This is a genomic window from Pseudomonas sp. LBUM1670 (genome assembly GCF_059695695.1).
In genome coordinates this window covers 1,206,688-1,228,684 of the sequence record NZ_CP166783.1, presented here as the reverse complement: position 1 = coordinate 1,228,684, position 21,997 = coordinate 1,206,688, and the positions used below count along the sequence as shown (strand labels likewise).

The 21,997-nt window shown below is 60.4% G+C and carries 19 protein-coding genes and 2 pseudogenes; 8 read left to right on the top strand and 13 right to left on the bottom strand.

What is annotated here, in order from left to right:
- Positions 1 to 182: 182 nt before the first annotated feature.
- The 3 genes and pseudogenes from plsB (at position 183) to ACA073_RS05560 (ending at position 3,695) form a co-directional block, all read left to right on the top strand.
- On the top strand, positions 183 to 2,684 hold the full coding sequence (gene plsB, locus ACA073_RS05570; RefSeq protein ID WP_497402216.1) for a glycerol-3-phosphate 1-O-acyltransferase PlsB: 2,502 nt from the start codon (positions 183 to 185) through the stop codon (positions 2,682 to 2,684).
- A gap of 104 nt (positions 2,685 to 2,788) precedes the next feature.
- Positions 2,789 to 2,965 (top strand): annotated as a pseudogene (locus ACA073_RS05565) (YbaY family lipoprotein); the annotation flags it as partial.
- 40 nt (positions 2,966 to 3,005) lie between these two features.
- On the top strand, positions 3,006 to 3,695 hold the full coding sequence (locus ACA073_RS05560) for a DUF4197 domain-containing protein (RefSeq protein WP_497402214.1): 690 nt from the start codon (positions 3,006 to 3,008) through the stop codon (positions 3,693 to 3,695).
- Between the two features lie 154 nt (positions 3,696 to 3,849).
- Here ACA073_RS05560 and ACA073_RS05555 read toward each other — a convergent pair.
- From ACA073_RS05555 to ACA073_RS05545, 3 genes and pseudogenes are all read right to left on the bottom strand, one after another.
- Positions 3,850 to 4,353: pseudogene (locus ACA073_RS05555) on the bottom strand (Fic family protein); the annotation flags it as partial.
- 192 nt (positions 4,354 to 4,545) lie between these two features.
- Entirely contained in the window at positions 4,546 to 7,611 is a 3,066-nt protein-coding gene (locus ACA073_RS05550) for an efflux RND transporter permease subunit (RefSeq protein ID WP_497402213.1), read from the bottom strand.
- 6 nt (positions 7,612 to 7,617) lie between these two features.
- On the bottom strand, positions 7,618 to 8,718 hold the full coding sequence (locus ACA073_RS05545; RefSeq protein WP_497402212.1) for an efflux RND transporter periplasmic adaptor subunit: 1,101 nt from the start codon (positions 8,716 to 8,718) through the stop codon (positions 7,618 to 7,620).
- A 93-nt stretch (positions 8,719 to 8,811) separates the two neighbouring features.
- Here ACA073_RS05545 and ACA073_RS05540 point away from each other — a divergent pair, with 93 nt between their 5' ends.
- Entirely contained in the window at positions 8,812 to 9,456 is a 645-nt protein-coding gene (locus ACA073_RS05540; protein ID WP_497402211.1) for a TetR/AcrR family transcriptional regulator, read from the top strand.
- A 118-nt stretch (positions 9,457 to 9,574) separates the two neighbouring features.
- Here the strand turns inward: ACA073_RS05540 and ACA073_RS05535 are convergent, their stop codons facing one another.
- A complete protein-coding gene (locus ACA073_RS05535) occupies positions 9,575 to 10,357 on the bottom strand; it encodes a class I SAM-dependent methyltransferase (RefSeq protein ID WP_497402210.1) in 783 nt (260 codons plus the stop codon).
- A 93-nt stretch (positions 10,358 to 10,450) separates the two neighbouring features.
- Between ACA073_RS05535 and ACA073_RS05530 the strand changes: the two genes are divergently transcribed.
- Positions 10,451 to 11,071 (top strand): energy transducer TonB, encoded by a 621-nt coding sequence (locus ACA073_RS05530; RefSeq protein ID WP_497402208.1) that lies wholly within the window; start codon positions 10,451 to 10,453, stop codon positions 11,069 to 11,071.
- Between the two features lie 17 nt (positions 11,072 to 11,088).
- Here the strand turns inward: ACA073_RS05530 and ACA073_RS05525 are convergent, their stop codons facing one another.
- The 7 genes from ACA073_RS05525 to ppc all read right to left on the bottom strand — a co-directional run bounded on the left by ACA073_RS05525 (position 11,089) and on the right by ppc (position 18,334).
- Positions 11,089 to 11,784, bottom strand: coding sequence for an extensin-like domain-containing protein (locus ACA073_RS05525; RefSeq protein ID WP_497402207.1), 696 nt, complete (start codon positions 11,782 to 11,784; stop codon positions 11,089 to 11,091).
- 2 nt (positions 11,785 to 11,786) lie between these two features.
- Positions 11,787 to 12,608: an isocitrate lyase/PEP mutase family protein gene (locus ACA073_RS05520; protein ID WP_497402205.1), complete on the bottom strand. Its 822-nt coding sequence runs from the start codon at positions 12,606 to 12,608 to the stop codon at positions 11,787 to 11,789.
- Between the two features lie 33 nt (positions 12,609 to 12,641).
- Positions 12,642 to 13,502: a DUF72 domain-containing protein gene (locus ACA073_RS05515; protein ID WP_497402204.1), complete on the bottom strand. Its 861-nt coding sequence runs from the start codon at positions 13,500 to 13,502 to the stop codon at positions 12,642 to 12,644.
- On the bottom strand, positions 13,502 to 13,807 hold the full coding sequence (locus ACA073_RS05510) for a hypothetical protein (protein ID WP_497402203.1): 306 nt from the start codon (positions 13,805 to 13,807) through the stop codon (positions 13,502 to 13,504). The genes ACA073_RS05515 and ACA073_RS05510 overlap by 1 nt, the downstream gene beginning before the upstream one ends.
- 231 nt (positions 13,808 to 14,038) lie before the next feature.
- A complete protein-coding gene (gene tsaB, locus ACA073_RS05505; RefSeq protein WP_192228483.1) occupies positions 14,039 to 14,713 on the bottom strand; it encodes a tRNA (adenosine(37)-N6)-threonylcarbamoyltransferase complex dimerization subunit type 1 TsaB in 675 nt (224 codons plus the stop codon).
- An 87-nt stretch (positions 14,714 to 14,800) separates the two neighbouring features.
- Positions 14,801 to 15,448 (bottom strand): adenylate kinase, encoded by a 648-nt coding sequence (gene adk, locus ACA073_RS05500; RefSeq protein WP_497402201.1) that lies wholly within the window; start codon positions 15,446 to 15,448, stop codon positions 14,801 to 14,803.
- A gap of 255 nt (positions 15,449 to 15,703) precedes the next feature.
- Positions 15,704 to 18,334, bottom strand: a complete 2,631-nt coding sequence (ppc, locus tag ACA073_RS05495; RefSeq protein WP_497402199.1) for a phosphoenolpyruvate carboxylase — start codon at positions 18,332 to 18,334, stop codon at positions 15,704 to 15,706.
- Between the two features lie 201 nt (positions 18,335 to 18,535).
- Between ppc and ACA073_RS05490 the strand changes: the two genes are divergently transcribed.
- From ACA073_RS05490 to lptF, 3 genes are all read left to right on the top strand, one after another.
- Positions 18,536 to 18,880 (top strand): pilin assembly protein, encoded by a 345-nt coding sequence (locus ACA073_RS05490; protein ID WP_497402197.1) that lies wholly within the window; start codon positions 18,536 to 18,538, stop codon positions 18,878 to 18,880.
- 341 nt (positions 18,881 to 19,221) lie between these two features.
- A complete protein-coding gene (locus ACA073_RS05485) occupies positions 19,222 to 19,635 on the top strand; it encodes a DUF4398 domain-containing protein (protein ID WP_497402196.1) in 414 nt (137 codons plus the stop codon).
- Between the two features lie 48 nt (positions 19,636 to 19,683).
- Positions 19,684 to 20,472: a lipotoxin F family OmpA-related lipoprotein LptF gene (gene lptF, locus ACA073_RS05480; protein WP_497402194.1), complete on the top strand. Its 789-nt coding sequence runs from the start codon at positions 19,684 to 19,686 to the stop codon at positions 20,470 to 20,472.
- 195 nt (positions 20,473 to 20,667) lie between these two features.
- On the opposite strand, the gene ACA073_RS05475 is transcribed toward lptF, so the two are convergent.
- Positions 20,668 to 20,997, bottom strand: a complete 330-nt coding sequence (locus ACA073_RS05475; protein ID WP_497402193.1) for a PA3694 family proteiin — start codon at positions 20,995 to 20,997, stop codon at positions 20,668 to 20,670.
- Positions 20,994 to 21,908, bottom strand: a complete 915-nt coding sequence (locus tag ACA073_RS05470; protein ID WP_497402192.1) for an alpha/beta hydrolase — start codon at positions 21,906 to 21,908, stop codon at positions 20,994 to 20,996. Before ACA073_RS05470 ends, ACA073_RS05475 begins: the two co-directional genes overlap by 4 nt.
- Positions 21,909 to 21,997 lie beyond the last annotated feature (89 nt).

Here is a 21,997-nt window from a genome sequence, read left to right as displayed (position 1 = left end):
GGAACATTGCTTGCACTGGCAGGTGCCACTATATGGCCAGTGCAACTCGCCGAGTATATGACAGACGTGAAAACTCTCAACTCAACTTTACTTAGCCGCTTTTTTGCCGATTTTCGACGAATCCGGCACACTATCGACCGCCCGAGCATTTGCTCGGTTTTATTCACTCATGCAGATGCCGTATGACCCGTTCCCCGTTCCGCCGTCTTGTGTTTGGCACCCTGCGCCGACTGCTTTATCTCTGGGTTCGCTCGGAGACAATCAACCAGTCGTCGTTCACTCTCAACCTCGACCGCAGTCGTCCGGTGTTCTACGTCCTGCAAAATCCTTCGCTGACAGACCTCGCCGTGGTCGACACCGAGTGCAGCAAAGCCGGCCTGCCTCGCCCGGTACTGCCAGTGTCAGTGGGTAACCTGCTGGAACCCGCCGCGTTCTTCTACCTGACACCGGAGCCCGACTGGCTCGGCCGTCAGGACAAACGCGGTGCGCCGCCGACCCTGACTCGCCTGGTCAGCGCCCTGAGCCAGAACGCTGCCGAAGACGCGCAGATCATTCCGGTCAGCGTGTTCTGGGGCCAGTCGCCGGACAGCGAATCGAGCCCGTGGAAGCTGTTGTTCGCCGACAGCTGGGCCGTTACCGGACGTCTGCGCCGCTTGCTGAGCATCATCGTGCTGGGGCGCAAGACCCGCGTGCAGTTCTCCGCGCCGATCCACCTGCGTGAACTGATCGAGCACAACAAGGGTCACGAACGCACCGTGCGCATGGCCCAGCGGATCCTGCGGGTGCACTTCCGCAACCTCAAAGCCGCGGTGATCGGCCCGGACATTTCCCACCGCCGCAACCTGGTCAAAGGCCTGCTCAATCAACCGCTGGTCAAGCAGGCCATTCTCGACGAAGCCGAGCGCGAAAACATTTCTCCGGAGAAAGCCAAGACCCAGGCCCTGCGTTACGGCAACGAGATCGCCTCGGACTACACCTACACCGCGATCCGCTTTATGGAAGTGGTGCTGAGCTGGTTCTGGAACAAGATCTACGACGGTATAAAGGTCAACAACATCGAAGGCGTGCAGAAGGTCGCCCCGGGTTACGAAGTGATTTACGTACCCTGCCACCGCAGCCACATAGACTACCTGCTACTGTCCTATCTGCTGTTTCGCAACGGCCTGACTCCGCCGCACATCGCCGCCGGGATCAATCTCAACATGCCGGGGATCGGCGGCCTGCTGCGTCGTGGCGGCGCGTTCTTCATGCGCCGCACCTTCAAGGGCAATCCGCTGTACACCTCGGTGTTCAACGAATACCTGCACACCCTGTTCACCAAAGGTTTCCCGGTCGAGTACTTCGTCGAGGGCGGCCGCTCGCGCACCGGGCGCATGCTGCAACCGAAAACCGGGATGCTCGCGATTACCCTGCGCAGCTTCCTGCGTTCGTCGCGCATGCCGATCGTCTTCATCCCGGTGTACATCGGTTACGAGCGCGTGCTGGAAGGCCGGACTTACCTTGGCGAATTGCGTGGCGCGAGCAAGAAGAAAGAATCGATCTTCGACATCTTCAAAGTCATCGGCGCCCTGAAGCAGCGTTTCGGCCAGGTGGCGGTGAACTTCGGCGAGCCGATCAAACTGGCCGAATTCCTCGACAGCGAACAGCCGGACTGGCGCCAACAGGAACTCGGTCCGCAGTTCAAACCGGCGTGGCTCAACGAAACCACCAACCGCCTCGGCGAGAAAGTCGCGCAGCACCTGAACGAAGCGGCGGCGATCAACCCGGTCAATCTGGTGGCGTTGGCATTGCTGTCCACCAGTCGTTTGGCGCTGGACGATCGCGCCATGGCGCGGGTGCTGGATCTGTACCTGGCGTTGCTGCGCAAAGTCCCGTACTCGCCGCACACCACGCTGCCGGAAGGTGACGGGCGCGCGCTCATCGAGCATGTGAAGGACATGGATCTGCTGTCCGAACAGAGTGATGCGCTCGGCAAGATTCTGTTCCTGGACGAGCAAAACGCCGTCCTGATGACCTACTACCGCAACAACGTGCTGCACATTTTCGCGTTGCCGGCGTTGCTCGCGAGTTTCTTCCAGAGCGCCTCGCGCATGAACCGCGAGCAGATCCTGCGCTACGCCCGCGCGCTGTATCCGTACCTGCAATCGGAGCTGTTCATACGCTGGTCGCTGGACGAACTGGATGCGGTAATCGATCAATGGCTTGAAGCGTTCGTCGAGCAAGGCCTGCTGCGTTTCGAGAACGACGTCTATCTACGTCCGGCGCCGAGCTCGCGGCATTTCGTGCTGCTGACACTGCTGTCGAAAAGCATTGCCCAGACCTTGCAGCGCTTCTATATGACCGTTTCCCTGCTGCTCAACAGCGGCCAGAACAGCATCAGCGCCGAAGAACTGGAGGACCTGTGCACGGTAATGGCCCAGCGCCTGTCGATCCTGCATGGCCTGAACGCCCCGGAGTTTTTCGACAAGAGCCTGTTCCGCCACTTCATCCAGACCCTGCTCGATCTCGACGTGCTCAAGCGCGACGAAGCCGGCAAGTTGAGCTATCACGAACTGCTCGGCGAACTGGCCGAAGGCGCGGCCAAACGCGTATTGCCGGCTGAGATTCGCCTGTCGATCCGGCAGGTGGCGTTGCATCGCAGCGAAGATGCGGCGGATCTGGCTGCCATCCAGCCCGAGAACTAACGCAAAACCTGTGGGAGCGGGCTTGCTCGCGAAAGCGGTGTGCCAGACGACAGAGATGTTGAATGTTAAACCGCTTTCGCGAGCAAGCCCGCTCCCACATTAGATTGGAGATCCATCTGAGTTACGATCCGGCGCAGGTCAAACCGGGCCACCGTTACTCGGTTAGCGCGCGAATCGAGGTGAATGGCAAACTGATGTTCACCACCACCGAACACCACGCCGTGCAACTGGATGGCAGTGATCCGCAGCCACTGAAGATCCGCGTCGACGCTGTCCGCTAATTCTCTTTTTGCTCACTTTTTTCCGAACAAGGAAGCCGCCATGTTCCGCCCTACCCTTCGCTTCGCCGGCCTCTGCGCAGGCTTGATGATTTCCGCCAGCGCCATGGCGCTGTCGCTCAGCGACCTGTCGCAAAAAGACGCCACCGGCGGCCTCAAGGATGCCCTGACCCAAGGCGCGCAACTGGCCGTGAAACAACTCGGCACACCGGGCGGATTCAGCAACAACCCGGACGTGAAAATCAAACTGCCGGGCAAATTGGGCAAGGTCGCCAGCAAAATGAAACAGTTCGGCATGGGCGACCAGGTCGATCAACTGGAAGCCAGCATGAACAAAGCGGCGGAAACCGCTGTGACCCAGGCCCAGCCCATTCTCGTGGACGCGGTGAAAAAAATGTCCGTTGAAGACGCCAAGGGCATCCTCAGCGGCGGCAACGATTCGGCCACCCAATACCTGAACAAAACCAGCCGCGAACAGATCCGCGCCAAGTTCCTGCCGATCGTCAAGCAAGCCACCGACCAGGTTGGCCTGGCCAAGCAGTACAACTCCTTCGCCGGACAAGCCGCGACCATGGGCGTGATCGATACAAAAAATGCCAACATCGAAAGCTACGTGACCGAGCAGGCACTGAACGGCTTGTTCGAAATGATCGGCAAACAGGAAGAAACCATCCGCCAGAATCCTGCGGCTGCAGCGACCAGCCTGGCGAAAAAGGTTTTCGGCACGCTCTAAGCCTCATCACAAAACCCTGTGGGAGCGGGCTTGAACTCGCGAAAGCGGTGGGTCAGTCGACATCAATCTAGACTGACTCACCGCTTTCGCGAGCAAGCCCGCTCCCACAATGGTTCCGACAGGTTTGGGTGAAACCGCTGACTGCGCGCAGGTTTCGCTCATCCGGCGTGCGCGGCAGGCGTTTGCGCTTGAGCATGTCCTTGGCCACCCGCGTTGTGGTCGCCGCGCCTTCGAGCTGACTACTGCTGATCGCTTCGTCTTCGATCAGATCGTTTAGCAGATAACTGAAGTGCGCGTGCTCGCCGATCTGACTGGTCATGAACTCCAGCGCGGCCGTAGTCGCTTGTCGATCGACGGCGGAGATCGCTTTCTGCGCCACCGGCGTTAGCAGGAAGTTGCCCCACTGAAGTGGCTCGCCCAGTGGCAAAACACTTGAGTACTGCGCTCTACGCGCTTTTTTCACCAGCGCCCAGCACAGGTGCGGATCCAGCCCTGGCGCCCAGCGATAACGCAACTCATCGAAGGGACGATAGCGTCCCTGATCGTCCAGCGGCTTGAGCAGGGCGAGGTAATCCGAAAGGCGCTCTTTGTGGGGTGACTTCCCCAACAGGTCGAACACCGGATCGGTCCGCCCCTTCAGCATCGGTGGCTTTTTCATTATTGCTGTCTCAAAACCTCATGAAACTGAGGCTTGAGTACAGCATTCAGGTCCCTCTGACTCAATATCAGAGGTTTCTGAAATACCTGTCGGAGCGAGCTTGCTCGCGAAAAACGTCTGGGCAACGAGTGGATCCAGACAGCACGCGTTATCGTTAACGACCATCGCGAGCGAGCTCGCTCCTACAGGGAGTCAGGCGGGTTCTTTTTTGATGCGGAACCACGCCGCATACAGCGCCGGCAAAAACAGCAACGTCAACGCCGTCGCCACAATCAACCCACCCATGATCGCCACCGCCATCGGCCCGAAGAACACGCTGCGTGACAGCGGGATCATCGCTAATACGGCGGCGAGCGCGGTCAGCACGATCGGCCGGAAACGACGCACCGTGGCCTCGATGATCGCCTGCCAGGGTTTGAGCCCGGCCGCGATGTCCTGCTCGATCTGGTCCACCAGAATCACCGAGTTACGCATGATCATCCCGGACAGCGCGATGGTCCCGAGCATGGCCACAAAACCAAACGGCTGGCGGAAGACCATCAGGAACAGGGTCACGCCGATCAATCCCAAAGGCGCGGTCAGAAACACCATCACCGTGCGTGAGAAACTGCGCAGTTGCAGCATCAGCAACGTCAGCACCACGACAATGAACAGCGGCACACCGGCCTTTACCGAGTTCTGCCCACGGGCGGAATCTTCCACGGTGCCGCCGACGTCCAGCAAGTAACCGTCGGGCAGTTCCGCGCGGATCGGATCGAGCGTCGGCATGATCTGCTGCACCAGCGTCGCCGGTTGTTCCTTGCCGTAGATGTCGGCGCGGACCGTCACGTTCGGCAAGCGGTTGCGGTGCCAGATGATGCCTTCTTCGAAACCGTATTCCAGCGTTGCGATTTGCGACAGCGCTACGCTGCGACCGTTGTCGGTCGGCACCGCCAGGCTTGGCAGCAACGACAGTTCAGTGCGTTCATGCAAGGTGCCGCGCAGGAGGATTTCGATCAACTCGTTGTCCTCGCGGTACTGGCTGACGCTGGCCCCGGTGAGAGAGCTTTGCAGAAACTTCGACAGGTTCGCCGTGCTCACCCCAAGCGCTCGGGCGCGGTCCTGATCGACGTTCAGGTACACCACTTTGCTCGGCTCTTCCCAGTCCAGGTGAACGTTGGCCACATGGGGATTTTCGCGAACCTTGGCCGCCACTTTGCGGGCCAGGGCGCGGACTTCCTCGATGTGCTCGCCGGTGACCCGGAACTGCACCGGATAACCAACCGGCGGACCGTTTTCCAGGCGCGTCACCCGTGAACGCAGGGCCGGGAATTGTTCGTTGAGGGTTTCGATCAGCCACCCACGCAAGGGTTCGCGGTCCTCGATGGTCTTGGCCAGGACGACGAACTGAGCGAAGCTTGCGGCAGGCAGTTGCTGATCCAGCGGCAGGTAAAAGCGCGGCGAACCGGTGCCGACGTAGGCCACGTAACTGTCGATGCCGGCGTGATCCTTCAACAAGCTCTCAAGCCTTTTGACCTCGTCGGCGGTGTTGCTCAGCGAAGCACCTTCGGCCAGTTTCAGATCGACCATCAATTCCAGTCGCCCGGAGGCCGGAAAGAATTGCTGCGGCACAAAGCGGAACAACACGATGGAGGCGATGAACAACACCACCGTCAGCGCGATCACCGTCTTGCGCCAGCGCACGCACCACTCCACCAGACGTCGCACACGTTCATAAAAAGGCGTGGCGTACGGGTCAGGCTGGCCAGTGCCGTGCTTGGCGGCATGAATTTTCGCCAGATCCGGCAGGAGTTTTTCCCCCAGGAACGGCACGAAAACCACGGCCGCAACCCACGATGCCAGCAGTGCGATGGTCACTACCTGAAAAATCGAACGGGTGTATTCGCCAGTCCCCGATTGCGCAGTGGCAATCGGCAGGAAACCGGCAGCGGTGATCAGCGTACCGGTGAGCATCGGGAACGCGGTGCTGGTCCAGGCATAACTGGCCGCCTTGATCCGGTCGAAGCCCTGCTCCATTTTGATCGCCATCATTTCCACGGCGATGATCGCGTCGTCCACCAGCAAACCCAGCGCCAGCACCAGTGCGCCGAGGGAAATCTTGTGCAGGCCGATGCCGAAGTAATACATGCTGGCGAAGGTCATCGCCAACACCAGCGGAATGGCCAGCGCGACCACCATGCCGGTGCGCACGCCGAGGGAGAAGAAGCTCACCAGCAACACAATTGCCAGCGCTTCCACCAACACCTGAACGAATTCACCCACGCTGGTTTTCACCGCGGCCGGCTGATCGGAGACCTTGCGCAGCTGCATGCCCGCCGGGAGGTTTTTCTGGATTCGGGCGAAGTCGATTTCCAGCGCCTTGCCGAGTTCCAGAATGTTGCCACCGTCCTTCATGGCCACGGCCAGGCCGATGGCGTCTTGCGCCATGAAGCGCATGCGTGGCGCCGGAGGATCGTTGAAACCGCGACGGACGTTCGCGACATCGGAGATACGGAACGTACGATCACCGACCCGGATCGGGAAGTTCTTGATCTCTTCAACCGTCTGAAAATTCCCCGAAACCCGTAGCTGCAATCGCTCGCTGGTGGTTTCAAAGAAGCCCGCCGTGGACTTCGCGTTCTGCTCTTCAAGCGCCTGTTGCACGGCCGTCAACGGCAAGCCGAGGGTGGCGAGTTTGACGTTGGAGAGTTCGATCCAGATCTTCTCGTCCTGCAACCCGAGCAGGTCGACCTTGCCCACATCCTTGACCCGTTGCAGCTGGATCTGGATGCGGTCGGCGTAGTCCTTGAGCACTGCGTAATCAAAACCGTCGCCGGTCAGCGCATAGATATTGCCGAACGTTGTGCCGAATTCATCGTTAAAAAAAGGCCCCTGAATACCCGGTGGCAAGGTTTGACGAATATCGCTGACCTTCTTGCGAACCTGATACCAGAGATCCGGAATCTCCACCGAGTGCATGGAGTCACGCGCAACGAACGTCACCTGGGATTCGCCCGGTCGTGAGAACGAGACGATGCGCTCGTACTCGCCAGTTTCCATCAGTTTCTTTTCGATGCGCTCGCTGACCTGGCGCGACACTTCCTCGGCGGTGGCCCCCGGCCAGTTGGTGCGGATGACCATGGCCTTGAAGGTGAACGGCGGATCTTCGCTCTGGCCGAGCTTGGTGTAGGAAAGCGCACCGACGATCGCCAGCAACAGCATCAGGAACAGTACGATCTGGCGATTACGCAGCGCCCATTCGGAAAGATTGAAACCCATCGGGGATTACTCCTTGTCCGCCAGATTGACCACGCGGTTGGAGCGATCCACCGGGCGCACTTGCTGCCCGTCATGAAGCACATGGACACCGGCCGCCACCACCCAGTCACTGGCGTTCAGGCCTTCGAGCACCGGCACGGTTTTCTCGCCGAACGCACCGACCCGCACCGGGGCTTTTTTCAGGGTGTTGTTGGCGCCAAGGATCCAAACGTAGGTGGCCCCGTTTTCCGCGGTGAGCGCCGACAGCGGCACCGACAGCGACACCACATCGGCAGTCTGGATGAACACCCGGGCGCTCTGGCCGAGTTCGGCCGGGACTTTGCCGGCGGTGAACGCAATGCGGGCGGCGAAGGTGCGAGACTTTGGATCGGCGGCAGGTGACAGCTCACGGATGCGCCCGGTGAACCGTTGATCGGGTTGGGTCCACAGTTCAACTGACACCGGCTGCCCGACCTTGAAACGACCGAAGCTCTGCTCCGGCAGGCTGATCAACACTTCACGCTCGCCATCGGTGGCGAGGGTAAACACGGTTTGACCGGCGGCCACGACTTGCCCGACTTCCACCGCGCGTTTGGCCACTACGCCGTCCTGAGGCGCGCGCAGCACCGCATAGCTGGCCTGATTGGTGGAGACGTTGAATTCGGCCTTGATCTGCTTCAGGCGCGCTTCACCGGATCTGTAGAGGTTTTCGGAATTGTCGTACTGGGAACGGCTGACCATCTGACGATCCATCAGGGTCTTGTAGCGGTCACGCTCGGCGCGTACGAGATTGAGATTGGCTTCGGCAGCCGCGACCTGGGCGCGGGTAGCTTCCAGTTGCAGGCGCACGTCCTGGGGATCGAGCTCCGCCAAAGGCTGGTCAGCCTTGACCCGCTGCCCTTCTTCGACCAGTCGTCGGCTGACTTTGCCGCCAATGCGAAAGGCCAGGTCCGGCTCGTAGCGAGCACGGACTTCACCGGGATAGCTTTCCATCGCCTGGGCCGAAGGCTCTGGCTGCACAACCAGGGCCGGTCGAACGGTGACTTGCGGCGCCTCCTCGTGACCACACGCAGACAATAAAAACGCCAGACTGACTGGCAATGCGAGGGGCAAGGCATAGCGGAACATGGTGAAGGACCTTTCGCTAATGGTGCTTGGAATAATTATACTGGCCAGTATGGTATTAATAGCAAACTCACCAGTCCAGTATTAAAAACGAATATGGCGAACAATCTTTCAGCACCCAATGGTCCGGGCCGCCCCAAGGATCTGGTCAAGCGCCAGGCAATCCTCGATGCGGCGAAAATCCTGTTTCTGAGCAATGGTTATGCGAGCACCAGCATGGACGCCGTCGCGGCCGAGGCTGGTGTGTCGAAGCTGACCGTCTACAGCCATTTCAACGACAAGGAGACGCTGTTCTCCGCCGCCGTCGTCGCCAAGTGTGAAGAACAATTGCCTACGCTGTTTTTCGAATTGCCCGACGGCGTTTCAGTGGAAACAGTGCTGTTGAACATCGCGCGCGGTTTTCATCACCTGATCAATAGCGATGAATCGGTGAACCTGCATCGGTTGATGATGACGCTGGGCAGCCAGGACCCGAAGCTCTCGCAGATCTTCTTCGAGGCCGGACCGGAGCGCATGCTGCACGGCATGGAGCGGTTGCTGAGCAAGGTTGATCAGAGCGGTGCGTTGAGCATCGACAAGCCCCGTAACGCGGCGGAGCATTTCTTTTGCCTGCTCAAGGGCGCGGGGAATTTTCGGTTGTTGTATGGGTGTGGTGAGCCGTTGACCGGGGATGCGGCCGAGGAACATGTGTGGGAAGTGGTTGGGTTGTTTATGCGGGCTTATCGGCCAGAGACAGCCTGACAGGTCTTGGTTGTCTGGTCTGGCGCCTTCGCGAGCAAGCCCGCTCCCACACTGGATCTAGGCAGCACCAAAGATCCTCTGTGGGAGCGGGCTTGCTCGCGAAGGGAGCGACACGGTCTTAAGGCTTGAGCGCTTTCTTCGGATATATGTCATACCGACTGGATTTCCCGTCCAGCGCATGACTCGGCTTCGGCCCCGCAATACACGGCGCCTTGCGCGGACGCTTCACCACCACCCGATGGCTGGCCAACGCCAACGCAGCCTCCAGCAATGCCGGCGCATCCGGGTCATCCCCCACCAACGGCCGGAACAGGCGCATTTCCTTCTTCACCAGCGCGGTTTTCTCACGGTGGGGAAACATCGGGTCGAGGTAGATCACCTGCGGCGGCTCGCCTTCCCAGTTGCGCATGACCTCGATCGAGTTGCCCTTGAGCAAACGCATGCGCGCCACAATCGACGCCACGTCGAAATCTTCCGCAGCCCGCGCCAAGCCATCCTCAAGCAACGCACCGATCAGCGGCTGACGTTCGATCAGGCTCATCTCGCAGCCCAGGCTTGCCAGCACAAATGCGTCCTTGCCCAGCCCCGCCGTGGCGTCCAGCACACACGGACGCACGCCTTGCGCGATGCCAACAGCCTTGGCAATCATCTGCCCCGTGCCACCGCCGAACAACCGACGATGAGCCGCGCCACCCTCGACGAAGTCCACCCGCACCGGCCCCGGCGCGTCCGGGCCGAGCTGTTGCAGTTGCAAACCCTGTTCACCCACCTGCAAGGCGAATTCGCCGTCATCAACCTGCAAAGGCAGGCCCAGACGCTCTGCCCACTGCTCGGCCTGTGGCTGAAAAGCCGTGCCCAAGGCCTCGACATGGATGCGGCAAGCCGCCGGTTGCTCAATCATGGGAAAACACGCTCAAAAAATTAATGATCGGCAAAAACGGCCGATAACAAAACTAACGAGCATTTTGCCAGAGCTGAGCGTCGACCGAGAGAAATGTCAGGCATTCAACGCACATCGATAGGTTACATCTCGCCCCACGGCGATTTTGGCCTGCGAAATTCCCAAGCACTGAGCGGCGTCAGTCACCTGTGGCAGGATTTCTTTGCCCAGGCCCTGGCCGATCAGTCGGGCGATGTCGTGCCGGCTTCTCTCGATTTTCCACCAGTCGATCTCGAAAGCCCGGTCGAACCTACGATTGGCAGCGAGCTGCTGGCGCACATCGTTTCCCAGCGTGAATGCAATGTGCAGGAAACTGCGGTCAAGCCACCCGAGCCGCTGTTCTTGCCAATTGCCGAGTTCGAAATGGACCTGGCCGACAAACCGTTCCCACCGTTCCCAGCGGAAGAAATCGCTGCTCAGCAAAAGCAGCAGAACTTCGAAAGTGGCTGGGTTCGCCCGATCGTGCTGACTGCGGGTCAACCCGTGCCAGAAGCCGGTCCGGCACCACAACCGCGTCCATTGCACCTGCCGATCGCCGAATTCGAAATGGACCTGCTGGACAAACCCTTCCCGCCGTTCCCGGCCGAAGAGCTCGCGGAACAACAGAAAAACTTCGATTTCGACATCGGCTGGGCGCGCCCGATCGTTCTGCAGAACCTGCGCATCGCCGCCTGACCTTCAATAACAAGCCATCAGCGACACACCCACCACGGCCCGACATCCACGTGAAAATGATTGCGATGGGCGGCGTTGTAGTCCGGGCTCAACACCACACTGAACACGTCGCAGGCGCCGTCGCGGACCTGGCGTAAAAACCGTGCGTCCTGATTATCCTTCGACCACTCCTTGAGCACGCTGATCGATCGACCGTCGGCCAGGCGAAAACCGGCGATATCCAGCGCATTCGCCGTGGCATGCTGGCTGCGCCTGCCATTTTCGCGACCGTAGACGTTGCGACAGGCAAAGCTCCCCAAATGGTCGACACGGATGACCGCTTGCCCATAGACCGCCTGCGCCGCAGGTTGCAATGCGTGGCGCTCGAACAGGGCAAACGACACCGCCAGGCGGCAACTGGCGAGGAAGCTGCTGCTCAACGCGACGTCGCCGCCCTGCACGCGCAAGGTGTCGTTTAACGGGCACTTTGCGTCAGGGCTGTCGGCCTGATGAGATACGCGCAATCCGGAACTGCCCAGCGCTTGCTCGCACAATTGCGGATCGTCACGCAGGCGCATCAGTTTGTAGCGGGTCAACAGGTTCGGTTCGGCCTTGACGTCCAGCGGCGCCCAAGGATTCCACTGCGGCGGCAGAGAGATCCAGCCGCGCCAGACGCTCACGCCCGCCACACCGACCATCAGCACCAACACCAGCAGCACCCGCGAAAACCGCATTGTCAGCCTTTGAACAATTGATTGGCCTGCGCGTACGGCATCGACCGCGACGTAAAGCTGAAGGTGCCCGCGGTCTTGATTTCTTCGGCCGCACGGAAGAATTCGCCATACGCCGCCAGGGCCAGTGCCGAACCGACACTGATGCGTTTGACGCCCATTTCGCTCAACTGCTCGACCGTCAGTTTGAGCCCGCCAGACATCAACACGTTCACCGGTTTGGGTGCCACGGCGCGGACCACCGCCAAAACGTCTTCAGCGCTGCGCAGACCCGGCGCGTACAACACGTCGGCGCCCGCTTCGGCGAACGCTTGCAAGCGGCGAATCGTGTCGTCCAGATCGGGATTGCCATGCAGGAAATTTTCGGCCCGGGCCGTCAGCGTGAAGGGGAATGGCAAACTGCGCGCCGCGGCGACGGCGGCTTCGATCCGGGCAACCGCATGGTCGAAGCAGTAGATCGGAGCGTCTGCGCGCCCTGTGGCATCTTCGATCGAACCGCCGACGGCGCCTTCTGCAGCGGCTCGGAGGATGCTTTGGGCGCATTCGACGGGATCATCGGCAAATCCGTTTTCCAGATCGACCGCCACCGGCAGGTCCGTGGCCGCGACAATCGCCCGAACGTTCGCCAGGGTATCGTCCAGCGTCAATGCGCCATCGGGGCGTGCGTTGGAAAAGGCATAACCGGCACTTGTGGTCGCCAGCGCCTCGAAGCCAAGGCTGGCGAGCATTTTCGCCGAGCCGGCGTCCCACGGGTTGGGAATGACAAAAGCGCCGTCGCGTTCATGCAGTGCTTTGAACGCCTGGGCTCGAAGGGTTTGCGCATCCATTGGCAGGCTCCTGAAAAAGGCAGGGAATCCGCCTCAGAGCAGGCCAAGTTGCTCGGCGGCGGGCTCTCTGTATAGCTCAGGCAGCGGCGGCAGGCCAGGCAAACGCAGCATCAGTTTCGCGTGGAAACGTTGCGCGAGTTTGGCGGCCAGCAGGTTGTCGGCGGTGTGCAGGAAAATATAGGGCGTGCGACCCTCTTCGATCCACAGGGCGATTTTCTCGACCCAGGGCACCAGGAACGGATCGTTGGCTTCCAGTTGCGGATGGCCGATGAAGCGCACTTGCGGGAACTGAGTGAACGCCGCCGGACGCGGCGGAACCCGGGGTTTCTTCGATTGGGCGTGGAGCACCGACGGATCGGTCGACGTGCAACTGAACAGCGCGCGCGGATCGAGGCAGATGCGTTCGACTCCGCGATCCAGCAACAGGCGATTGAGCGAGCGCTCGGCATCGCCCTTGGCGAAGAAATCGTCATGACGCACTTCGATGGCCAGAGGCCGATCCACCGCGTCGATAAAACCCGCCAGCTCATGCAATCGTTGCGGCGTGAAGCTTTTCGACAGTTGCAGCCACAGCGGCGACACCCGTTCGCCCAACGGGCTGAGCAATTGCAGGAAGGTGTCGGTGGCGGTCAGTTGTTCACGCAGGTCACCGCCGTGGCTGATGTCGCCGGGGAATTTGGCGGTGAAGCGAAAGTGTTCGGGCATGGTCTCGGCCCAGCGCTGCACGGTGCTGGCAGCCGGGCTCGCGTAGAAGGTCGTGTTACCTTCCACGGCGTTGAATACTTGAGAATACAGATTGAGAAAATCGGCGGGTTTCGCGTCTTGCGGATAGAGATAATCGCGCCAGGCGTTTTCGCTCCAGGACGGGCAGCCGAGGTAGTAAGGCAGCCGCATCAGATGTACAGGTCGAGCCCCATCACATCCGAATCCCAATCGACAAGACCGGCAGTGCTGAGGTAGCTGGCCAGGGCCATCGCGACACTTTTGCTCATGGCGCGGTGGTAAATCATGTCTTGTTGACGCGCGGGGAGATTGCTCAGGCGCTGCGCGGAGGCTTTGGCGGCGCGTGAAGCCATTTGCTCTTCGGAAGGAAACTCCAGCTCGCCCTCGATATCGACGGATTCGTCCTCAACCACATGCCCTTTGCGAGGCTTGCGCTTGATGGGGTAGGACTGAGAGGAAAGGCCGTCTATACGCATAAAGTCATGCTCGGTATCGATGATGGCAGTCTAGTGGCGCATAACCCACTACGCAAACCGCTTGGTGATAACTAGAGCACAGAAATGCGAAAAGGTTTAAAAGCGGGGGGATAAAACGACGATTGGCTGTGTTGCTTATACCGCTTTCGCGAGCAAGCCCGCTCCCACATGGTATGCGTGGACCCTGTGGGAGCGGGCTTGCTCGCGAAGGGACCGCCTCGGTCCAGAGAATCAACGCGCTTTCGGCGTCGCCACCTTGTCCCGCAGATAAACCGGCTGCGCCTCATCCGCCACAATCGCTTCACCGCGTTCCCAGGCAAACCGCGCCAGGGTCAACAAGTCTTCGGCGTGAGGCAACATGCCCGCGTCTTGCCCGCTCAGGCTGACGGCGATGCGCTCGGCATACCCCCAACCGGTGCCCGCGCCAAACCAGTCGCCGCTGGCATCGGCCGGCAACGCTGCCACTTCCGGCGGCAATACGGCTTCATTGCCGACCAGGCGCATCTCCCCCGCCGTTTCACGGTAGCAACCCCAATACACTTCATCCATCCGCGCATCGATGGCCGCCGCGACCTGGCTCACGCCGTGTTCGCGATACGCCCGCTGCGCCAGCACTGCCAGGTTCGACACCGGCAACACCGGGCGATCCAGCGCAAACGCCAGACCCTGCACCACGCCAATGGCGATTCGCACGCCGGTGAACGCGCCCGGCCCACGGCCAAAGGCAATCGCATCGACCGCTTGCAAAGTGGTCCCGGCATCGGCGAGCAATTGCTGGATCATCGGCAACAGCTTCTGCGCATGCAGGCGCGGGATCACCTCGTAATGGCTCGTGACTTTACCGTCATGCAGCAAGGCAACGGAGCAAGCTTCAGTCGCGGTGTCCAGGGCCAGCAAGGTGCTCATCGATGTTTCCGTAAGAGAGGTCAGAAAAAAGTGCGTCAGTATAAACAACTACGGCCCGCAAGCGGGCCGTAGAAGATCAAGCGGTTTTCAGTTCAGCGCTTCAAGCACCTTGCCGGTGATCGCTTCAACCGAGCCAACACCTTCAATGTGGCTGTACTGCGGTTTGCCCTGAGCGGCGGACAGCTCCTGGTAAAACTTCACCAGAGGCTCGGTCTGAGCGTGGTAAACCGAAAGACGATGACGCACGGTTTCTTCGGTATCGTCCTTGCGCTGCACCAGCTCTTCACCGGTGACGTCGTCTTTACCGGCAATTTTCGGCGGATTGTAGACGATGTGGTACACGCGGCCCGAAGCCTCATGCACGCGACGACCGGCGATACGCTGAACGATGTCTTCGTCCTTGACGTCGATTTCCACAACGTGGTCCAGCTCGACGCCGGCCTTCACCAGGGCTTCAGCCTGAGGAATGGTGCGCGGGAAGCCGTCGAACAGGAAACCGTTGGCGCAATCCGCCTGGCTGATGCGTTCCTTGACCAGATTGATGATCAGGTCATCAGAAACCAGGCCACCGCTGTCCATCACGCTCTTGGCGATCAGGCCCAGCTCGGTGCCGGCTTTGACCGCGGCACGCAGCATGTCGCCGGTGGAGATTTGCGGGATGCCGAACTTTTCGGTGATGAACTTGGCCTGAGTACCTTTACCGGCCCCGGGAGCTCCCAGCAGAATGACGCGCATCGATGTGCTCCTCAATTTTTATATAGATAACAACGGATTCGCCTCGTGGGGCCAATCTCAAAAACAGGGTCGTGACCGCCCAAACGGCCAAAGGCTGATCAAGATACACAGCAGATCCTACGCACACAAGCCGCCGAAAGTCGGAGAAACCCGCGCCTTGCGTGACCTCTCGTCCGGGTACACCAAGTCGCAACCCCATCATTAACTGTCGCCTGACAGTACTTTCCCGTCCTGCGCGAACCCCCGACGAAAACTTTAGCCGGTATTTCGCAAACCGGCGGCAATCCCCGCCACAGACACCAGCAACGCCTGTTCTACCGGGCTGCCCTGCGCCACTTCCTGCTGTCGCGAACGTGCCAGCAACTCGGCCTGCAATAGATGAAGCGGGTCGAGGTAGGTGTTGCGCAAGCGGATGAATTCGAGGGTATCTGGGCTATGTGCCAGTAGCTGCGACTGACCGGTCAGCCCGAGGACCACCGCGCACGCCTGCGACAATAGGTCGCGTAAGTGCGCACCCAAAGGCAGCAGATCCGGCTCGACCAACCGCTCATCATAAGAGCGGGCGATGTCGGCGTCGGCCTTGGCCAGAACCATTTCCAGCATGTCGATGCGTGTGCGGAAGAACGGCCATTGCTCACGCATCTGCCCCAGCAGCTCGCCTTCACCGCGCTCCAGCGCCTTGCTCAGCGCCGCTTCCCAGCCGAGCCAGGCGGGCAGCATCAAACGCGTCTGGGTCCAACCGAAGATCCACGGAATCGCCCGCAGGCTTTCGATTCCGCCGGCGCGGCGTTTGGCCGGGCGACTGCCCAGAGGCAGGCGTCCCAACTCCTGCTCCGGGGTGGACTGGCGGAAATACTCGACGAATTGCGGATTTTCCCGCACCACGGCGCGGTAAGCGCTGACACCGTCTGCCGCCAATTCGTCCATCAAATGGCGCCAGGCGGGTTCCGGTGGTGGCGGTGGCAGCAAAGTCGCCTCCAAAACGGCCGCGAGGTACAGATTGAGGTTCTGCTCGGCGATGTCCGGCAGGCCGAATTTGAATCGAATCATTTCCCCCTGCTCGGTGGTACGGAAGCGCCCCGCCACCGACCCCGGCGGCTGCGACAGAATCGCCGCGTGCGCCGGACCGCCGCCACGGCCCACGGTGCCGCCGCGACCGTGGAACAACAGCAACTCCACTTGCTGCTCGCGGCATATGTCGACCAGACGTTCCTGCGCCCGGTACTGCGCCCAGGCCGCCGCGGTGGTGCCGGCGTCCTTGGCCGAGTCGGAGTAGCCGATCATCACTTCCTGCGGGCCTTGCAAACGCGCGCGATAACCCGGCAGCAGCAACAGTTTTTCGATCACCGGGCCGGCGTTGTCCAGGTCGGCGAGGGTTTCGAACAGCGGCACCACGCGCATCGGCCGCAACACACCAGACTCTTTGAGCAGCAGTTGCACCGCCAGCACATCGGAAGCGGCGCCGGCCATGGAGATCACGTACGAACCGAGCGAGGCACCCGGAGCGGCGGCGATTTCCCGGCAAGTCGCGAGCACTTCAGCGGTGTCGGCGGACGGTTTGAAGTACGCCGGCAACAGCGGACGACGGTTGTTCAGCTCGCGCATCAGGAAGGCGATGCGCTCTTCTTCGCTCCAGTCTTCGTACCGACCGAGGCCGAGGTAATCGGTGATTTCGGTCATCGCCGCCGAGTGCCGCGACGAGTCCTGCCGGACATCGAGACGCACCAGGAACAACCCGAACGTCACCGCACGACGCAGGCAATCCAGCAACGGCCCGTCGGCGATCACGCCCATGCCGCACTCATGCAGCGACTGGTAGCAGAGCTCCAGCGGATCGAGCAGGTCGCGGTTGTTTTGCAACACATCGGCGGGCGCTGGCGTCGCGGTCGTCAAGGCGGCATGCGCCCAGTTACGGGTGGCGCGCAGGCGTTCACGCAATTGTTTAAGGACGGCGCGATACGGTTCGGCGCTGTCGCCGGCCTTGGCTTTCAGCGCGTCACTGGCTTGTTGCATCGACAGTTCGGCGGCGAGGTGATCGACATCGCGCACGTACAAATCAGCGGCCATCCAGCGCGCCAGCAGCAACACTTCGCGCGTCACGGCAGCCGTCACGTTGGGGTTGCCGTCGCGGTCGCCGCCCATCCACGACGCAAAGCGAATCGGCGCGGCCTCCAGCGGCAAATGCAGGCCGGTGGCGTCATGCAGGGCTTTATCGGCCTTGCGCAAATAGTTCGGGATCGCGTGCCACAGCGAATGCTCGATCACCGCGAAGCCCCATTTGGCCTCATCCACGGGTGTCGGGCGGGTGCGGCGGATTTCTTCGGTGTGCCAGGCTTCGGCGATCAGGCGCTGTAGCTTTGCGTGGATCAGCTCGCGTTCGGCGGTGGTCAGGTCGCGATGGTCCTGAGCGGCGAGTTGCGCGGCGATGGCGTCGTATTTCTGGATCAGCGTGCGGCGCGCGACTTCGGTCGGGTGAGCCGTCAACACCAACTCGATTTCCAGTCGTCCCAACTGCCGCGCGAGCGACTCGGCACCGTGGCCTTCGGCAAGCAGACGCGCGAGCAATTCGGGTAATACACGCGCCTCGAACGGCGCGGGCTGCGATTCTTCGCGGCGGTGAATCAGCTGATATTGCTCGGCGATATTGGCGAGGTTGAGAAACTGGTTGAACGCCCGCGCCACCGGCAGCAACTCGTCTTCGCTCAACTGGTTGAGGCTGGCGCTCAGTTCGGCGTCCATCGAACCGCGACGGTCAGCCTTGGCGCCTTTACGGATCTGCTCGATCTTGTCGAGAAAACCGTCCCCGTACTGCTCACGAATGGTGTTGCCCAACAACTCACCCAACAGGTGAACGTCCTCGCGCAAGCGTGCATCAATATCGGTCATCAGCCGTTCTCCAGCGAAAAATCCGGTGTGCTTCGTGGGGTAAAGAGTGCCGCCGTAAAGCGCTTCTTACAAGCAGACGACGAAGGGACTTTAAACCTCGGGCCCGCAAGCTAGTCTGAAGAGTAAGCCGCACAACGGCTTTCGCCGGCCATGGCCGGACACTCACCAGCCTGCCACGAGCAGGCGCGCAATGAGGTTTTTATGAAAATCCGCGAGCTTGCCAACCATTGGGAAGAAAACGCCAAGGGTCGCCTGACCGACACCGGCTACGCGATTCATCTGGATGTGGAGGCCGCCGCACGATTGGCGGCGGTCATCGAGATGTACCCCAAGCGGCAACCTGAAGAACTGCTCGGCGAGTTGATCGGCGCTGCGCTGGAAGAGCTGGAAAAGAGCTTCCCGTATGTGAAGGGCTCGACCGTCGTGGCCACCGATGAAGAAGGCGATCCTCTGTACGAAGACATCGGTCCGACCCCGCGTTTTCTCGCGTTGTCCCGTCGTCATTTGCATGATTTGTCATCCGGTAACGACAAGCAGAAGCATTGACTATCCCCCAATGGATCCCCTGTAGGAGCGAGCTCGCTCGCGATGGTCGTCAATGAAAACGCGCGATTCCTTAAGAAACGCGGCGTGTCGAAATCCATCGCGAGCGAGCTCGCTCCTACAGGTGCGCATACCGCCTCTCACCCCAAAGTTCCCGATTTAGAGCCCTGTCCGTTCGGTCAAAGTTTTTTCCGGCGCCAGGTCATCTTCTCTGAACTTTTAAAAAATGCCTAAGGTCGTAACCAGTAACCACGCCTGGGACGGCCGTTTCAAAACGCTTCGAAATTTGATGGTTGCGGCTCCTTGCCCAGGATGGATTTTTAAGTTTTTCAGGAGTTTTTCCAATGGAGTTGAAGACCATGAAAGTCAACACTGCCAAGTCCTCGTTCAACCACCTGCGCGGTCTGAAAATGGCCGCCCTGGCGATCGGCACCAGCTTCGTTCTGGCCGGTTGCGCCGGTAACCCGCCGACCGAGCAATACGCCGTGACCCAATCGGCCGTGAACAGCGCCGTCAGCGCGGGCGGCACCGAGTTCGCCGCGGTTGAGATGAAGTCCGCCCAGGACAAGCTCAAACAAGCCGAAATCGCCATGCACGACAAAAAGTACGACGAAGCCCGCATGCTCGCCGAACAGGCCGAGTGGGACGCGCGCGTAGCCGAACGCAAAGCTCAGGCGCTCAAAGCGGAACAGGCGGTGAAGGACTCTCAGAAAGGGGTTCAGGAACTGCGTCAGGAAAGCCAGCGCACCGTGCAATAAGCGCCGCCACGACGTACTTCTTACTCGACTTAAAAGGACGAAACCAACATGCGCAATCAATTGATGATCCCTGCCCTGCTGGCCGCAAGCGTTGCTTTGGCTGCCTGCTCGACGCCGCCTAACGCGAACCTGGAACAGGCCCGCACCAATTACAGCGGCCTGCAAGCCAACCCGCAGGCGAGCAAAGTCGCCGCGCTGGAAACCAAGGACGCCAGCGATTACCTGGACAAGGCCGACAAGGCTTATCTGGACAAGCGAGACTCGAACGAAGTCGACCAACTGGCATACCTGACCAATCAGCGCGTTGAAGTGGCGAAGCAAACCATCGCCCTGCGCACCGCTGAAGCCAATCTGAAGAACGCTGCCGCACAACGAGCCCAGGCGCGTCTGGATGCTCGCGATGCGCAGATCAAGCAGTTGCAGGACAGCCTGAACGCCAAGCAGACCGATCGTGGGACGCTGGTAACCTTCGGTGATGTTCTGTTTGCCACTGACCGTGCCGACCTGAAATCCAGCGGCCTGGTGAACATCAACAAACTGGCGCAGTTCCTTCAGGAAAACCCGGACCGTAAAGTGATTGTCGAAGGCTATACCGACAGCACCGGTACGGCGTCGCATAACCAGTCCCTGTCCGAGCGCCGCGCCGGTTCCGTGCGCACGGCACTGGTGAAGATGGGCGTTGATCCGGCGCGCATCGTTGCCCAGGGTTACGGCAAGGAATACCCGGTTGCTGAAAACGGCAGCGTTTCGGGTCGGGCGATGAACCGTCGGGTGGAAGTGACCATTTCCAACGACAACCAGCCGGTGATTCCGCGTTCGGCGGTTAGCTCGAACTAAGCTTCATGCAGTAACGCAAAAGCCCCGCCTGATCTGATCAGGCGGGGCATTTTATGTCTGGAGATCACTTAACCCACTGTGGGAGCGGGCTTGCTCGCGAAAGCGGCTTATCATTCAATATCTCTGTTGGCTGACACACCGCCTTCGCGAGCAAGCCCGCTCCCACATTTGATCGTTGTCGCGATCAAGATCCGGTTACTGCTCCAGCTTCTGCGGAGTTTCCTGGCCCATGCAACGCACGGCCTGTTTCTTGTTGTTGACCAACACGCCACTCAGGCCTTTCTGTTCGGTGTCGAACATCACCAGCACCCCATCGATGCACTGAGCCACTTGTGCCGCCGGTTCCAGGGAGACTTTGTACTCTTCGCCCGGCACGGTCTTGAGCATGGTGAAGTCGCTGAGCAGCAGTGCATCTTCGGGTTTGGCGAAGTGCAGGTAGCCGTACCACCACAGGGCAGCCACTGTGCCGAGGATGCTGCAGATACCGGTGATGATCAGCGGGATGGCGTTACGTTCTTCACTCATTGCGGGCTCTCTGGTGGTTCATCTTCAGAATTTTCGGGTGCCGGGTAATTGGGAATTTCACCCAGTCGGCGCAGGCCGTTGAAATGCTGCGGGTCATCGAGATAACGCAGCATGACCTTGCGCCAGACCGGATCGGCAAACGTCTGCACGTGACCGCCACGGGTCAGTTGCAGCACCCGCGGCGGCGGCGCAGCTTGATACAGACGGATGCCGTTGGAAAGGGGCACGATCGGATCGTCGATGCTGTGGTAGATCAGTTTCGGCACGCCGTTGAGCTGTTCCATGGAGTGGATCGCGCTGTCACCGTCCGGCACCAGCCACGACAGCGGCACCTGAAACGCCCAGGTCAACCAGGAATGGCTCAGGGCGAACTGGCCGATGCTGCGATAACTGGCGGGCACGCCGTCGAGGACAAAGGCCTTGAGTTGCTTCTGGCGTTCGGGGTGTTGAACCAGGTAATGCACGGCCATTGAGCCGCCGAGGCTCTGGCCGAGCAGGATCAGCGGTTTGCCTTTGACTTCCGGTGCCTGGTCGAGCCATTTGAACGCGGCGTCGATATCCTGATAGATCGCCGGCAGACTCGGTTCGCCTTCGGACAAACCGTAGCCGCGATAATCGATCAGCAGTACCTGATAACCCTCTTCCGGCAACCACCAGCTGCCGCCGAGATGCATCGGCAAATTGCCGCCGTTGCCATGCAGGTGCAGCACCGTGCCTTTGACCTCGACGCCCTTTTTTGCCGGCAGCCACCAACCGTGCAGTTTGAGGCCGTCAGCGGTGGTGAGGGTGACGTCTCGGTATTCGAGTTTGGCTTTTTCCGGGGTGAACAACTGGCCGGGTTCGGGGTAGAACAGCAGCGAGCTGCAACCGGCGAGGGTCAGGAGAAGGCAGAGGATGCCGAGGATTCTCATCCGTTGAAACCTCGCGAGAAAGAGTTGAAACACGGATCAAATGTGGGAGCGGGCTTGCTCGCGAAAGCGGTTTAACATTCAACATGTCT

Bases quoted from the DNA above. Each gene is read 5' to 3' on its own strand.
- plsB (WP_497402216.1), top strand. From the start codon at position 183: ATGACCCGTTCCCCGTTCCGCCGTCTTGTGTTTGGCACCCTGCGCCGA.
- ACA073_RS05560 (WP_497402214.1), top strand. From the start codon at position 3,006: ATGTTCCGCCCTACCCTTCGCTTCGCCGGCCTCTGCGCAGGCTTGATG.
- ACA073_RS05550 (WP_497402213.1), bottom strand. From the start codon at position 7,611: ATGGGTTTCAATCTTTCCGAATGGGCGCTGCGTAATCGCCAGATCGTA.
- ACA073_RS05545 (WP_497402212.1), bottom strand. From the start codon at position 8,718: ATGTTCCGCTATGCCTTGCCCCTCGCATTGCCAGTCAGTCTGGCGTTT.
- ACA073_RS05540 (WP_497402211.1), top strand. From the start codon at position 8,812: ATGGCGAACAATCTTTCAGCACCCAATGGTCCGGGCCGCCCCAAGGAT.
- ACA073_RS05535 (WP_497402210.1), bottom strand. From the start codon at position 10,357: ATGATTGAGCAACCGGCGGCTTGCCGCATCCATGTCGAGGCCTTGGGC.
- ACA073_RS05530 (WP_497402208.1), top strand. From the start codon at position 10,451: ATGTCAGGCATTCAACGCACATCGATAGGTTACATCTCGCCCCACGGC.
- ACA073_RS05525 (WP_497402207.1), bottom strand. From the start codon at position 11,784: ATGCGGTTTTCGCGGGTGCTGCTGGTGTTGGTGCTGATGGTCGGTGTG.
- ACA073_RS05520 (WP_497402205.1), bottom strand. From the start codon at position 12,608: ATGGATGCGCAAACCCTTCGAGCCCAGGCGTTCAAAGCACTGCATGAA.
- ACA073_RS05515 (WP_497402204.1), bottom strand. From the start codon at position 13,502: ATGCGGCTGCCTTACTACCTCGGCTGCCCGTCCTGGAGCGAAAACGCC.
- ACA073_RS05510 (WP_497402203.1), bottom strand. From the start codon at position 13,807: ATGCGTATAGACGGCCTTTCCTCTCAGTCCTACCCCATCAAGCGCAAG.
- tsaB (WP_192228483.1), bottom strand. From the start codon at position 14,713: ATGAGCACCTTGCTGGCCCTGGACACCGCGACTGAAGCTTGCTCCGTT.
- adk (WP_497402201.1), bottom strand. From the start codon at position 15,448: ATGCGCGTCATTCTGCTGGGAGCTCCCGGGGCCGGTAAAGGTACTCAG.
- ppc (WP_497402199.1), bottom strand. From the start codon at position 18,334: ATGACCGATATTGATGCACGCTTGCGCGAGGACGTTCACCTGTTGGGT.
- ACA073_RS05490 (WP_497402197.1), top strand. From the start codon at position 18,536: ATGAAAATCCGCGAGCTTGCCAACCATTGGGAAGAAAACGCCAAGGGT.
- ACA073_RS05485 (WP_497402196.1), top strand. From the start codon at position 19,222: ATGGAGTTGAAGACCATGAAAGTCAACACTGCCAAGTCCTCGTTCAAC.
- lptF (WP_497402194.1), top strand. From the start codon at position 19,684: ATGCGCAATCAATTGATGATCCCTGCCCTGCTGGCCGCAAGCGTTGCT.
- ACA073_RS05475 (WP_497402193.1), bottom strand. From the start codon at position 20,997: ATGAGTGAAGAACGTAACGCCATCCCGCTGATCATCACCGGTATCTGC.
- ACA073_RS05470 (WP_497402192.1), bottom strand. From the start codon at position 21,908: ATGAGAATCCTCGGCATCCTCTGCCTTCTCCTGACCCTCGCCGGTTGC.